Here is a 13,541-nt window from a genome sequence, read left to right as displayed (position 1 = left end):
CTTTCTTCAACTTAAGTATAACATTTTAAAAAAAATGTTCGAATAGAACGGCTTATGTTTATCGATGAATTCATTATATAGTTTTGTGTCCATTTTGTTAAAGATGTATTTCTGATATATCTTTGTGACAGATCTGTTAAAGATGTATTTTTGATATTGCTTTAACATTTTTTTAGCAGTATATTGATGGTGCAAGAAACAAACAACCAAATTTGAGGGGACGTGCAATGTATGTTAGCACAACAAACAATCAATATTATTAAATCAACAGTACCTGTATTGGAGGTACATGGATTAGCCATTACTAAAACTTTCTATTCAAACTTATTCAGAGATAACCCTGAATTACTAAACATTTTCAACCATACAAACCAAAAGAAAGATCGTCAGCAAACAGCTTTGGCAAACACTGTTTATGCAGCAGCAGTGCATATCGATAACTTGGAGGCAATCGTTCCGGCTGTTGTCCAAATTGCACATAAACACGTAAGTTTAGGTATTTTACCGGAGCATTATCCGATTGTCGGCAAATATTTATTGGAAGCGATCAAAGAAGTGCTTGGAGATGCGGCAACAGATGAAATTATCGACGCTTGGGCTAAAGCATACGGTGTCATTGCAGATGTATTCATCTCAGTTGAAGAAGATTTATACAAAGCAGCAGAAAATGCTGGAGGCTGGCGCGCATTCAAAGAATTTACAATTGCAGAAGTTGTGGAAGAAAGCGAAGCAGTCAAATCATTCTATTTAAAACCAGTGAACGGCGAGAAGTTACCGCCATTCAAAGCTGGTCAATTCATTACATTGCGCACACAGGTACCTGGTGAACAATACTTAATGAACCGCCAATATACATTAACAGACGGGTCGGAAGATTATTTCCGCATTTCTGTAAAACGTGAGGATGATGTAACGCCTAACGGAATTGTTTCAAACTTCCTGCACAACGCAGAAATCGGTACAAAAGTGGATGTAAGTGCTCCTGCAGGTGTGTTCACATTAGTCGACAATGACAGCCCGGTCCTATTTATCAGCGGTGGTGTTGGTGTAACACCATTACAAGGAATGCTGAAAACAATTGAAGGCCGCCAAGCATCATTCATCCAATGTGCACGCAACGAAAATGTAGCGGCATTTAAAGAAACAATCGAAGAAAACGTTGCAGCGACAGACGGTAAATATAAAGCGGTTTATTCAGATTTAGACGGTTATATTACAAAAGCGCAAATCGAGGAATTCCTGGTTCCTGGTACGGAAGTATATGTATGTGGCCCAACAGTCTTCATGGAAACTGTGATCCAATACTTAGTTGAACTAGGTGTACCAGCAGAGAAAATTCATTATGAATTCTTCGGTGCAGCGATGGCGTTACAGATTAAGAAAACAGCTTAATTTATTAGGAGAAAAATACCAGTTTCCGGTAGCCATACCGGAGACTGGTTTTTGTTTTCTACCGCTTTTGCTATTCTGTTTTCAATATACCGTAAGTTTCTAATATATTGGTGAGATGTTCTAATAAACGTGTAAAAGTTCTAATAAAACAACGATCTTCTAATATAAGTCACCGATGTTCAAATAAGTGGTCTGGATTTTCTAATATGGGGTCGAGAACTGCTAATATGTACGGCGGATGTTCTAATATATCGGAAAAAGTTCTAATATATGCGGCAGACCGAATCTTCTACTATAAAATCGCGAAGTTTTAATGCGGTGGTGCACCGGTTTTCTAATAAGTTCGGGCGATGTTCTAATAAACCGCCCGGAACTTCTCATATTTCAGAAATGAGTCCGATATAATACCGGATTCATTTTTTAAAACAGGCTGATAAAGGTTTCCGCAATTAACGGGTCAAAATGTTTTCCTTTGTTTTCCTCAATAAATGCCAATGCTTTTTCTTCCGGCCAGGAATCTTTATACGGTCTGCGCGTTGTTAGCGCATCAAATACATCGACAACCGATACAACTCTTGCTTCCAGTGGAATCTGCTCACCTTGTAAATGGAACGGATAGCCTGTTCCATCCCACTTTTCATGGTGGTACAATATGATATTTTCGGCGACTTCCATACTCTTTATAAAATCATAATTGATTTCCTTCGACATTTTGTTTAGAATATCCGCGCCTGTCAACGGATGCATTTCAATTATTTTTCTTTCATAGATGGTCAATGCACCCGGTTTATATAAAATCCCTTCTGGCATACCGGCTTTTCCTATGTCGTGCAATATACTGGAATGAATGACAGTGTTGATATAATTGGATTCCAGCTGAAGGTTATTTTTCTCATTGTGCGCCTTCAAAAGTTTTTCCGTCAATGCCTGAACTCTTAGTAAATGCTCTTCCGTTCCGGGATCACGGATTTCACAGGAGATGGCCAGCACTTTCAATAGCTCTCTCTGCACTTCTATTTTTTTGTCTTCCGATAAGTATAAGCCTTCTTCCAGCTGTTCTAACGCCCGAAAAACACCTATATAAAACAATTCCTCCCCTATTTTGAAAGGTGTAATCGTTATAGATGAATGCCACAGTTCCCCCGATTTCTTTCGGTTCACAAAAATTCCTGACCAAGGGATCTGCTTCTTTAGGGACTCTTTCATTGCACGATATGTATCTTTACTTGTAAGGTTTGATTTAATGAATCCCGCTTTCAAACCGGTAATTTTGTTTCGATCAAATCCTGTTACCTCTTGGTATGTATCATTGACTGCTAAAATAATATGATTACTGTCTGTTATCAGTACAGCATCCCCCAATTCCAAAAAGCCTTTTAGTTGGAAAGGTAACTGCAGCATCGTTTTCATAAACAGCCTCCTGTTTCATTTTATTTCTTTTATGACATTGTGCCGACTCGTTAGAAAATCACATGGGAATATTATACTGATAAAACAAGATTAATGCGCTCCTGTTCTTGGTTAATAATGACACTTTTACCACTCGTTATATCGATTTTTTAATTTCAAGATTTTTACTTGCTGACTGTAGATGGTTTGTGGGAGTTATAAATAAATAATAAAACGTCAAAACCAATGTGGGTGAAAGGTTTTGACGTTTCGATTGGAGAATATAAGCGGTGAACTAAACGTCACCTTACCTCTACTAACAGCTTTTTACAATATTGCTGACTCGCAGCTACTACAGCATCAACACCACCTGTTTCGTAGGCCTTCGTTAAATCACTGCTAATCCCTACAGCGACAGCACCTGCATCGAGCCAACCCTGCATATTGTCGGCATCAATCCCGCCTGTCGGCATAATTTCCACATGAGGCAACGGCCCATTCACCGAACGGATAAAGCCGGGTGTGAAATGGTTCGCCGGGAAAAGTTTCACGATGTCACAGCCCGCTTCCAGTGCCGTTACTATTTCATTTAAAGTCATACACCCAGGTAAATAGGGCACGCCGTAGCGGTTACATAATCTCGCGATATCCTCATTAAAGCCCGGGCTGACAATAAATTTCGCACCGCATAAAATGGCATGTCTTGCCGTCTCCGAATCTAAAACGGTTCCAGCGCCTATGATAGCGTTTAATGATCGAATCTCCTCAAATACTTCCTGAATAAACGGTGTTGTATATGTAAGCTCTATAAGGCGGATTCCTCCTTGTACAGCACCTTGTATAATTTCTGTCGCTTCCTGTACCGAGCTTCCGCGAATGACCGCTACAATTTTATGCTCTTTCAGTTGGTGGATCACTTCATATTTTTTCATCGGAACCCTCACCTTTCAACTAGCGTTTTTTGTCCTAAAAATACTTCTACATCTGTGAATTCAGGCAACCCTTCATTGTCACCCTTTACCGTTGTTACCATTGCACCAACAGCATTCGCCATGCGCAGACGCTCGGCCACATCATAGCCTTTCATTAACCCGGCAATATATGCCGCATCAAAACCGTCACCTGCGCCAACTGTATCAACAGGTTTTACTTGAAACGGTTCCGCAATATGCCATTGCCCGTTTACATAAGCTTTCGAACCATTTGCACCGTCCTTAATAATGAGTTCGGAAATGTCATACTGAGCGGCAAACTGTTCAAATGGTGTAGTACCGATTATCATTTCGATTTCGTCCAGCCCGGTCAATAAAATGTCGACATACGGGAAAATCTCATAATAGGCAGCCCTTGCTTGCTCCAATGTCCAAAGTTTCAAGCGGATATTCGGGTCAAAAGAAACCGGAATGCCTTTAGCTTTTGCGATACGTAAAATTGCCAGTACAATTTGCAGGTTTTGCGGTGCAATGGCCAAAAACACGCCCGTCAGATGAACATATGCTATGTCATCAAACATCGTTTCCTCGATATCCTCTTCGGTCATCGTCAAAATCGGTGACTGATAACGGTAATAAAATGTCTTCCCGGAGCCGTTTTCCAATATTTCTTTAAAATTCAGCGATGTCGGATAGCCCGACACATACTCCACATAATCCATATTGATGCCTTCGCCGCGCACGGTGTTATAAATATATTTCGAAAATTCATCCCCGCCTAATCGGCTCATCCACTTAACAGGAAGCCCTAATCTTGCACAGCCAATGGCAAAATTCAGTTCGGCCCCGCCTAACTTGCGCTCAAATGAATTAACATAGCGTAACGGACCTGTAGCCACCGGATTAAATGTAATTAGCGCATCCCCTAAAGTAAAAATATAGTTTCGTTTCATGAGCTTTCCCCCTGCCTTCATACAAGTAATCGTTGAAAGAAAGGCTGTCCTAAAAGTAAATGACTTTTGGACAGCCTTCTTCCTTCTATTAAGTTAGAAGCTTCTCTATGGCTTCTCCCACCGGTATTAACGAATACGTATTTCTGTTTCTTTATCAAAGAAATGCATTTTATCCGTATTGACGGCAAAATTGACTTTTTGTCCTGCTTCAATTGTTTGTTGCGCATCCGTCAATGCTACAACTTCCTGGTCGCCGATTTTGAAATACAGCATAATTTCAGAACCTGTTAACTCCGCAACTTCGATTTCATATTGAGACACAACAGAAGGATCAAGCTCCGCCGTCTCTTCCCCTACGAAAAAGCTCTCAGGACGAATTCCTAAAATAACTTCCTTCCCGACATAACCTTGCTGACGAAGCATCGTCATTTTATCTTCCGGAATTATTATTTTTCTGTCTCCCAGCTGGTAATAGCCATCTTCTACACGTCCATCTAAAAAGTTCATGGAAGGTGAACCGATAAAGCCGCCAACAAACACATTTTCAGGATTATCATAAATATACTTCGGTGCCCCTACCTGATGAATAATGCCGTCCTTCATTACGACAATACGGCTCGCCATCGTCATCGCTTCTGTCTGGTCATGTGTTACATAAATTGTCGTTGTCCCGATACGACGGTGCAATTTAATGATTTCAGCACGCATTTGCACACGCAGCTTTGCATCAAGATTTGACAGCGGCTCGTCCATTAAGAACAGCTTCGCATCCCGTACAATGGCACGGCCCAATGCAACACGTTGTCTTTGTCCACCAGATAAAGCTTTCGGTTTACGGTTCAAGTAATTTTCAATGCCTAAAATTTTCGCCGCATTGCGTACTCGCTCATCGATTTCCGACTTCGGCAGCTTACGTAATTTCAAACCGAATGCAATATTGTCATAAACCGTCATATGCGGGTACAATGCATAGTTTTGGAATACCATTGCGATATCGCGGTCTTTTGGTGCGATGTCGTTTACACGCTTATCATCAATATAGAAATCCCCTTTTGAAATTTCCTCCAAGCCTGCCATCATCCGTAAAGTTGTCGATTTTCCGCAACCCGAAGGACCAACAAAAACGATGAATTCCTTATCCTCGATATGCAAGTTAAAATTATCTACAGCGGTTACTTTATTATCGTAAATTTTATAAATATTATTTAATTTTAATTCTGCCATTTCCTTACCCCCTCGATCGATTCCGTGTGAACACTGCTAATGTGCTTCTTAATTTAATAGTAATAGAAAACGCTTTCAGAAATAATTTAAAATTTTTAGATAATTGTTTAAAATCTTATAATATCTGGCATATTTCGATTCATCACTGCGCAGTTTTATGCTTGTTCATAGCGGTCATGTATATAACGAATGCTGTCGGCAATATGAGGATCGCGCGTATTTTCCAAAAGAATATTGAGGAACGGCTTCTCCTTCTTCAGTCGTTCCGCTAAATACTTATAATCGAGCTGGCCGGTCCCGACTGGCACCATTACAATTTCACCATTGTCCACAATGAAGTCTTTCGCATGAACAATCACGATTCGGTCGCCGAATAATTCAAAAGCTTCATCAATTACCCGATGCTGATCATGGACATTTTCCAAGCTCATAAAATTCGCCGGATCATAAATGACTTGCAGGTTCGGTGACGGTACATCTTCCAATAATCGCTTCATCCGCATCGGTGTGTGAATCGGGTGATTGATCCCCCCTTCAATGCCGACGATGACACCAAATTTTTCTGCCTCTTCTACGAGTTCTTGCACACTTTTTACAACTTCCGTATAAGCTTCATCGGTAAAATTATCTTCACTGTAACCGAGCGACGGAATGACACTGCCCGTTTCTGTTCCGACTATACTGCAGCCGAAATCACGTGCAAAACGGATATGCTCCTTAAAACGATCGAGCTGCCGCTGTCTCTCAGCTAAATCCGGATGAATCATATTAATATAACAGCCTAAAACAGCAATGCGGACATCGTGTTGCTGAAAAAGAGACTTTACATAATGCCCATAGCCTGGTGAAAGTGATCCTGTACTTGTTGTGAATTCTGTAATGGATTTTGCAAGTGCTAGCTGAACTGCTGAAAATCCTCTTTGCGCTACGTTTCCCGCAAGCTCCTGTAAGTTTTCTGCTTCCAGATCATGTGCACGAATCCCTAAATTGGCTTTCATTATTCCCACATCCTTTAGTAAAAGCCGTATCAGCATTGCGTGATACGGCTTATAATTATTTTCTATTATTTTAGTAGTTATCTTGCCAGCCAGCCGCCATCAACGGCTAAAATATGACCGTTCGTATAATCAGAAGCGCGGCTTGCCAAGTAAACGACAGATCCCATCAAGTCTGCAGTCGTAGCCCAACGTCCTGCAGGAATACGGGAAAGAATTTCCGCGCTGCGTTTTTCGTCCTGGCGAATCGGAGCCGTATTATCTGTCGCCACATAACCTGGCGCAATCGCGTTAATCTGTACATTATGCTCTGCCAGTTCATTGGCAAATGCCTTTGTTAAACCGGCAACGGCATGTTTACTCGCTGTATATGGCGGAACAAATTTACCGCCCTGGTATGAAAGCATCGATGCGATATTGATAATTTTCCCGCTTCTTTTCTCTACCATTACTTTTGCGACTTCCTGGCTTAATAGGTATAGAGAGTTTAAGTTAATTTCCATTACCGCATCCCAGTCCTGTTCAGGGTAGTCCAGTAATGGTGAACGGCGGATCGTACCGGCATTATTCACTAAAATATCCACTGTGCCATATTCTTGCAGGCAAGCTTCTACAGCAGGTTTGATAATCGTACGATCGCTTAAATCACCCTGGTAAAATGTTGCCTTTTGGCCTGTATCGTTTATTAAACGTTCTGTCTCACTCCAGTCCGCGCTGCGTGCAATGACAAAAATGTCTGCTCCCGCTTTAGCCAAAGCGACCGCATATGCCTGACCTAATCCTTTATTGCCGCCTGTTACAATGGCAACTTTTCCTTTTAAGCTAAAATAATCTAATGAAAAACCGGCTACTTCCTGCGTCATCTAATGTTCCTCCATTCGCTTAGCGTAAATCTTCCATTTTTACATGGTCCATGTCGTCATACGTAATGTTTTCTCCGCACATTCCCCAAATGAATGTATAGTTGCTTGTCGCTGTCCCTGTATGAATTGACCAGCTCGGCGAAATTACCGCCTGTTCATTTTTCAGAATAAGATGACGTGTTTCGTCCGGTTGCCCCATAAAATGGAAAGCGCGAGTATCTGCTTCCATATCAAAATACAAATACACTTCCATGCGGCGTTCATGTGTATGAGCAGGCATTGTATTCCACACACTGCCCGGTGACAGCATCGTCAAGCCCATCTGCAACTGGCAGCTCTCACAAACATTCGGATGAATATATTGATAGATTTTTCGTTCGTTCAATGTACCCGGTGCACCTGCTTCTAACGGTTTAATGTTGTTAATATCAATTTTCACCGTCGGGTATGTATGATGTGCCGGTGTGGAATTGATGTAGAATTTCGCCGGATTTTCCGCATCGTTTGACCGGAACAGCACTTGTTTTGTACCTCGGCTTACATATAATCCATCACGGCGCTGCATGTCATATTCAATACCATCCAATACAACAACACCATCACCGCCAATATTGATGATGCCCAGTTCACGGCGCTCCAAGAAGTAACTTACGCCTAATTCTTTATCCAGTTCAATCGTCAGTTCCGTATCTGCAGGTGTAACCCCGCCAAAAATCATACGGTCCACATGTGTGTATGTTAAATGTACCTTTCCAAGTTCAAAAAGTGTTTCCACTAAAAAATGCTGACGCAATTCGTCCGTATTATAGCGTTTAATCTCTTCAGGGTGATTGGCATAACGTGTTTCCATTTTGCTACCTCCTCCGGTTAATGAACAGTTTCAAACATCTAGGTCTGTGTTTTTCATAACCTCTGCTATTGTTTTCTGAATATTGTTACAATCCGATTATAAAAAACGATGTAAGGGTTTACAATGTTACGTAACGATGTCCTTAAAATATCAAACGCTTTTCTTAAAAATTTGTACACATACGTACGGTCTTCAAAAAGAAACACAAAAAAGCTAGCGGCAATTAATACCGCTAGCTGACATTCGGATTCAGTTTCTTTTTGAATTCGGCCGGTGTATGGCCAGTATATTTCTTAAAACAAATACTGAAATATTGCGGATTGCTGTACCCTACCTGCTCACTGATTTCATATGTTTTCAAACTTTCTTCTCGCAGCAGTTCCATCGCTTTTTTCATGCGCAATTCGAGTAAATGGTCCCCAAAATTAAACCCTTTTTCGAGTTTAAACAGATTGCTTAAATACGGTGCACTTACATGAATCATTTTGGCCAGTTTCTGCAATGTCAATGTACTGTCCGAATAATATTCATTCATATAGTGAATTGCGAGATCAACATGGCTTTTAAACTTGCTTTCCTCTTTTTGATAAAGAATTTCCGACCATTGGTGAATAAGCTTCCGGATAATTTGCATCATGTCTTGCAGTGAATTCATTTCCATTACTGCCTTATATACATCAGCCGAGTGGGTCGAAGCTTCGTCTTTACTCCAGCGGTCGATTTCAAATGATAACAGTGTTGCATATTTTAGCGTCATTACTTTCAGATCCGCGAGCGATAATGACTGATAGTCGATGATTGCATCATGAAATTCTTCAAGCAGCTCCTCTACCTTTTCTGGAACCCCTTGCTTAATCTGTGCAATCAGTTTCACATCAATCGCTCTTAAATCTTCCGCTGTCTGCTCGCCGTTCGTCACTTTATCATCAATTGAAAACAGCTTGCCTGTCCCCATAATATAGCGCAGATCCAACGCCATTTTCGCCTCGATAAACGAACGGCCAATTTCGAACAAATTCGTATATGAACGCCCATATGCCAGTGTGGCATCCGGCAGCTGGTCAAGCAAGAAGGTTGCCAGGTCAACAGCTTCACCTGCTTCATCATGACCGATCAGCAATACCCATTCATTGTCCTCTGCCGACAGCAGATGAAATTTGTCTTCATCAATTTTTGTCGAAGCAAGCTGAACAATCTGCTCCTCAGGCAACTGCCCTTCGCATCCAACATGAACAACAATTGCCGTGTACCATGTCCCGTCTAAGTGTACATCCAAATCCGAAAGCCCTTTTTCGATATCGGTCTCCGTTTCATCAACTGCCATGAGCTGCTTAAAAAATTTCTGTTGCCGTATTGCGCGCGATTCCACGAGCAACTGTTCATTCGAAAACGTTTCGGACCATTCTGCTAGTGCTTCCTTCACTTTTTCCAGCAGCAGTTCCGAATCGACCGGTTTCAGTAAGTAATCAAATGCCTTTAACTGTACAGCCTGCTGCGCGTAACTAAAATCCTCATAACCGGTTAAAAAGATAAATTTTGTCTGTGGGCTGATTTCTTTTAGTTGACGTGCCATTTCGAGCCCGTTTAAAAAAGGCATATTAATATCAGAGATGACGAGATGTGGCTGCTGCTGTGCAATCAGTTCAAGTGCCATTTCCCCGTCACTTGCTTCTCCTACTACTTCTATCCCGTTTTCTCCCCATGGAATCGTCTGGCAGATGCCTCGACGGATTATGCGGTCATCCTCTACTACGATTATTTTATACATCCTTTGTCAAGCCCCCTGTTGTCACCGGAATAGTAATAATCATCGATGTTCCTTCACCATATTTGCTTCGGATTGTGAGTCCGAAAGCTTCCCCATACTGCATTTTAATTCGGTCATTGACAGACTTTATGCCAATTCCGATATATTGCTTCTGCTCTTGATAATTCAGCTGCAGCTCGGCATGGATCGCCTCAAGCCGCTCCGCTGGAATTCCTGTTCCGTTGTCCGAAACTTCCAAATAAACATAATTTGCATCCCGGTACCCTTTAATGACAATCTTTCCTTGTCCGCGCTTTTGTTTTACGCCATGATAGATCGCATTTTCAATGATCGGCTGCAACGAAAGTTTAACGATTTCATTTTCCAATATGCTTTCTTCCACATCGATTTCATACGTAAAATCATCCCCATAGCGCATCTCCTGGATGATTAAATAGTTTTCGATATGCTCGATTTCTTCTTTTACAGAGATGATTTCTTTCCCTTTACTGATCCCGATTCGGAAAAAATTCGATAATGCCGTGACCATCTGACTCGCTTCTTTTGTCATGCCCATATCACAAAGCCCTTTAATCGAGTAAAGCGTATTATAGAGGAAATGCGGATTGATTTGAGCATGCATAATCGCAAATTCCAGCTGGCGTTTTTCTTCCTGCTCCAAAATTACCTGGTCCATCAACCCGTTAATCCGGTCAACCAGTTCGATAAAACCGCGGTTCAACACGCGCATCTCTTTTGGACCTGAAATTTTTTCTTCGAGAAAAAGATGGTTTTCATTGACGAGATCCATCTGTTTCGCCAATTTCTGAAATGGTTTCGACATATAGAAAATAAAAATGTTCGTTACAAATACGACGAGTCCGATCATGATGATAATTAAAAACACGGCGAATATTTTTATATACTCCACTTTGTTCAAAAGATTGTCTTCAGGAATAATCGCTGCAATTTTCCAGCCATTGGACTCAAGCGTATCGTAAATGACAATCATTTCCTCGTTGTCTTCATTTGTATATGTAATTTGATCTTTTGGAGTCGTTGATTGATGCAGTTTCTGAAATGTCTCATCATCAAGCGTATATTTTGATTCAAGCTCCTTCGACTGATAGATGCCGTCATCTGAAATAAGCGCCAAATAACCATTCTCCCCGATGAGTGATCGACTCAGCACCTTCCCGAAAAATTCTTCCCGAATATTAAAGAGCACAATACCTCTTTTCTCCAGCTCATTCAGTTCCAAAAGCTTGTACATCGACATCACCGCATTTCCAGTATGGAACGCGACGTCTTCATGCACATTTTTCCATTTAAAATTTTCACTATCTGCCCGGTAATTCACGAAGAAGTCATCATAATCAATAACAGGTTTCCTCGTAAATTCGCTTTGATAAATTAAAAATTCCCCTTCGTTCAGATCAATTGTAGCCGATTCCAAAATTGTACTGTAACGCCCATATATAATTTGCAGATTTTTATCAATCGGAATATAATCTTCGGGTATGATTTGCTCCTGCTCCTTCATCAATAAGTTGACGAGCCGTGTATCATAGGAAATAGACACTAGCTGCGAAAACAAATCAGAAAGGGTATGGTCCAAATAATTCTTTGTCTGATAAATCGTATCGTTCATACTTTGATACGTATTCTCTTCAATTTGGGCCGTTGCGATATATGTTGACACACCGCCGGTCACTAAAATACATATAATCACAATCGGCAAAAACAGCATATTCATCGTTGTTTTAAATGAATGAAAAATATATTTATACAAAAATGCCCTCAATCGCTCCAGATGCCACACCTACCAAACATTCCATTCTCATATAAGAATAAGATATTTCAAACATAAAGCACATACAAATAGAATAAAGTAGTAGAATCTATATTTTCTTTATATTTCAATTATTCTAACATAATATGTAAGCTCTATACATTTATTTTTTCAAAGGCAAGAAAAAAGTACCCTTGATTCGGGTACCTTTTCTCTATTTATATTATTTTGCCGTAATTTCATGCAAAGCCATGCTTGCTAAAATGAATGCGCCCATACCGTGTAAATCATTTTCTGAAGTCGGACGGTCCACATAATAGTCATAAATCCCTGCTGATGTGCCGATGCAGATACCTTTTAGATTGGCCGCATCCTCTTTCACATCGACCATATGCTCGATCATTCCGTCATATGCTTTATTTACTACTGATCGGTAAGAATCATCAACTAATCCTAGTTTAATCGCTTTTGCAATGAAGTAAATAAACAGGGATGAGCATGAAGATTCCAGCCAGTTATCGCTGCGATCGCCCTTATCCACGATTTGATACCATAATCCCGTCTTTTCATCCTGGAACTTTGTAATGGCAGGCACTAGATCTTTCAATGACTGGACGATATCTTCCTGACCGCGTGCACTGTTGATCAGTTCCAATATATCGACAAGTGCCGTCCCGTACCATCCGACAGAACGTCCCCAAAATTCCGGTGAGCACCCTGTTTCCGGGTCTGCCCATGGTTGCGCTTTTTTCTCATCCCATGCGTGGAACAGTAAACCCGTTTTTTCATCTTTCATATGTGTACGCATCAGTTTTTCCTGGCGTACAACATTCAGTACAAGCTCTTCTTCGACAAAATGATTATTGTACATAAGCATAAACGGACCTGCCATGAACAGCCCGTCCAGCCACATTTGATAAGGATATTTATCTTTATGCCAGAAACCGCCCTCTGTCGTCTGGTTAATCGAATACAGCAGATGACGGAGTTTTTTCGCGGCAACTAAATAACGACGGTCCTTTGTCTGTTCATATAATGGGAACAGTAAAATGCCGGCCTGCACAGAATCCAGCTCATCCCGTGCAAAATATAAGTTCCCTTCTTCGTCAATCAGGCTGTCGATATATCCTTTCATATAGTCAAAATACTGCTGCTCCCCAGTCGCTTCCCATACTCGAAGCATTCCGTATAAAAATACCCCTTGATGATAATGGAAGGAATTCGCCGGTGGCAGCTGATCCGGTGTATAAGTATTCATAATCGCCTTACATGCTTTTTCCGCCAGTGCAAGCGGTGTATTAACCGTAATGTTTTCGGATGTCGTTCTCATTTGTGCCATCTCCTTTAGCTTTCTCGCCATCTTTACTTTTCAAAAAATAAAGGGTGTGGCTGAAGCACCGCACC

At 41.0% G+C, this 13,541-nt stretch carries 11 protein-coding genes; 1 reads left to right on the top strand and 10 read right to left on the bottom strand.

The annotated features are described in order from the left end of the window. Positions 1-231: 231 nt before the first annotated feature. The gene (gene hmpA, locus MKX73_RS15065; protein WP_340718156.1) at positions 232-1,392 is read left to right on the top strand and encodes an NO-inducible flavohemoprotein; all 1,161 of its coding nucleotides are present in this window, start codon (positions 232-234) and stop codon (positions 1,390-1,392) included. A 420-nt stretch (positions 1,393-1,812) separates the two neighbouring features. Here the strand turns inward: hmpA and MKX73_RS15060 are convergent, their stop codons facing one another. From MKX73_RS15060 to MKX73_RS15015, 10 genes are all read right to left on the bottom strand, one after another. Beyond that, complete coding sequence (locus MKX73_RS15060) at positions 1,813-2,802, bottom strand: HD domain-containing phosphohydrolase (RefSeq protein WP_340718155.1); 990 nt, start codon at positions 2,800-2,802, stop codon at positions 1,813-1,815. A 281-nt stretch (positions 2,803-3,083) separates the two neighbouring features. Continuing rightward, the gene (locus MKX73_RS15055; RefSeq protein WP_340718154.1) at positions 3,084-3,713 is read right to left on the bottom strand and encodes a bifunctional 2-keto-4-hydroxyglutarate aldolase/2-keto-3-deoxy-6-phosphogluconate aldolase; all 630 of its coding nucleotides are present in this window, start codon (positions 3,711-3,713) and stop codon (positions 3,084-3,086) included. An 8-nt stretch (positions 3,714-3,721) separates the two neighbouring features. Next, positions 3,722-4,666, bottom strand: a complete 945-nt coding sequence (locus MKX73_RS15050; protein ID WP_340718153.1) for a sugar kinase — start codon at positions 4,664-4,666, stop codon at positions 3,722-3,724. Positions 4,667-4,792: 126 nt separating this feature from the next. Further along, complete coding sequence (locus MKX73_RS15045; protein WP_079526491.1) at positions 4,793-5,890, bottom strand: ABC transporter ATP-binding protein; 1,098 nt, start codon at positions 5,888-5,890, stop codon at positions 4,793-4,795. 155 nt (positions 5,891-6,045) lie between these two features. Beyond that, the gene (locus MKX73_RS15040; protein WP_340718152.1) at positions 6,046-6,888 is read right to left on the bottom strand and encodes a sugar phosphate isomerase/epimerase family protein; all 843 of its coding nucleotides are present in this window, start codon (positions 6,886-6,888) and stop codon (positions 6,046-6,048) included. Positions 6,889-6,965: 77 nt separating this feature from the next. Beyond that, complete coding sequence (gene kduD, locus MKX73_RS15035) at positions 6,966-7,748, bottom strand: 2-dehydro-3-deoxy-D-gluconate 5-dehydrogenase KduD (RefSeq protein ID WP_340718151.1); 783 nt, start codon at positions 7,746-7,748, stop codon at positions 6,966-6,968. A gap of 19 nt (positions 7,749-7,767) precedes the next feature. Next, complete coding sequence (kduI, locus tag MKX73_RS15030; protein ID WP_340718150.1) at positions 7,768-8,598, bottom strand: 5-dehydro-4-deoxy-D-glucuronate isomerase; 831 nt, start codon at positions 8,596-8,598, stop codon at positions 7,768-7,770. Between the two features lie 232 nt (positions 8,599-8,830). Next, positions 8,831-10,366 carry a response regulator gene (locus MKX73_RS15025; protein WP_340718149.1) on the bottom strand — a complete coding sequence of 512 codons (1,536 nt, stop codon included), beginning with the start codon at positions 10,364-10,366 and terminating at the stop codon, positions 8,831-8,833. Then, complete coding sequence (locus tag MKX73_RS15020) at positions 10,359-12,137, bottom strand: sensor histidine kinase (protein WP_340718148.1); 1,779 nt, start codon at positions 12,135-12,137, stop codon at positions 10,359-10,361. Before MKX73_RS15020 ends, MKX73_RS15025 begins: the two co-directional genes overlap by 8 nt. Positions 12,138-12,360: 223 nt before the next feature. Then, complete coding sequence (locus MKX73_RS15015; protein ID WP_340718147.1) at positions 12,361-13,467, bottom strand: glycoside hydrolase family 88/105 protein; 1,107 nt, start codon at positions 13,465-13,467, stop codon at positions 12,361-12,363. Positions 13,468-13,541: the final 74 nt, after the last annotated feature.

This window comes from Solibacillus sp. FSL W7-1436, from assembly GCF_038007305.1.
GTDB lineage: Bacteria > Bacillota > Bacilli > Bacillales_A > Planococcaceae > Solibacillus.
This window is presented reverse-complemented; position numbering and strand designations above follow the sequence as displayed.

Bases quoted from the DNA above. Each gene is read 5' to 3' on its own strand.
- MKX73_RS15045 (WP_079526491.1), bottom strand. From the start codon at position 5,890: ATGGCAGAATTAAAATTAAATAATATTTATAAAATTTACGATAATAAA.
- MKX73_RS15025 (WP_340718149.1), bottom strand. From the start codon at position 10,366: ATGTATAAAATAATCGTAGTAGAGGATGACCGCATAATCCGTCGAGGC.
- MKX73_RS15015 (WP_340718147.1), bottom strand. From the start codon at position 13,467: ATGAGAACGACATCCGAAAACATTACGGTTAATACACCGCTTGCACTG.
- kduI (WP_340718150.1), bottom strand. From the start codon at position 8,598: ATGGAAACACGTTATGCCAATCACCCTGAAGAGATTAAACGCTATAAT.
- kduD (WP_340718151.1), bottom strand. From the start codon at position 7,748: ATGACGCAGGAAGTAGCCGGTTTTTCATTAGATTATTTTAGCTTAAAA.
- MKX73_RS15060 (WP_340718155.1), bottom strand. From the start codon at position 2,802: ATGAAAACGATGCTGCAGTTACCTTTCCAACTAAAAGGCTTTTTGGAA.
- MKX73_RS15050 (WP_340718153.1), bottom strand. From the start codon at position 4,666: ATGAAACGAAACTATATTTTTACTTTAGGGGATGCGCTAATTACATTT.
- MKX73_RS15040 (WP_340718152.1), bottom strand. From the start codon at position 6,888: ATGAAAGCCAATTTAGGGATTCGTGCACATGATCTGGAAGCAGAAAAC.
- MKX73_RS15055 (WP_340718154.1), bottom strand. From the start codon at position 3,713: ATGAAAAAATATGAAGTGATCCACCAACTGAAAGAGCATAAAATTGTA.
- hmpA (WP_340718156.1), top strand. From the start codon at position 232: ATGTTAGCACAACAAACAATCAATATTATTAAATCAACAGTACCTGTA.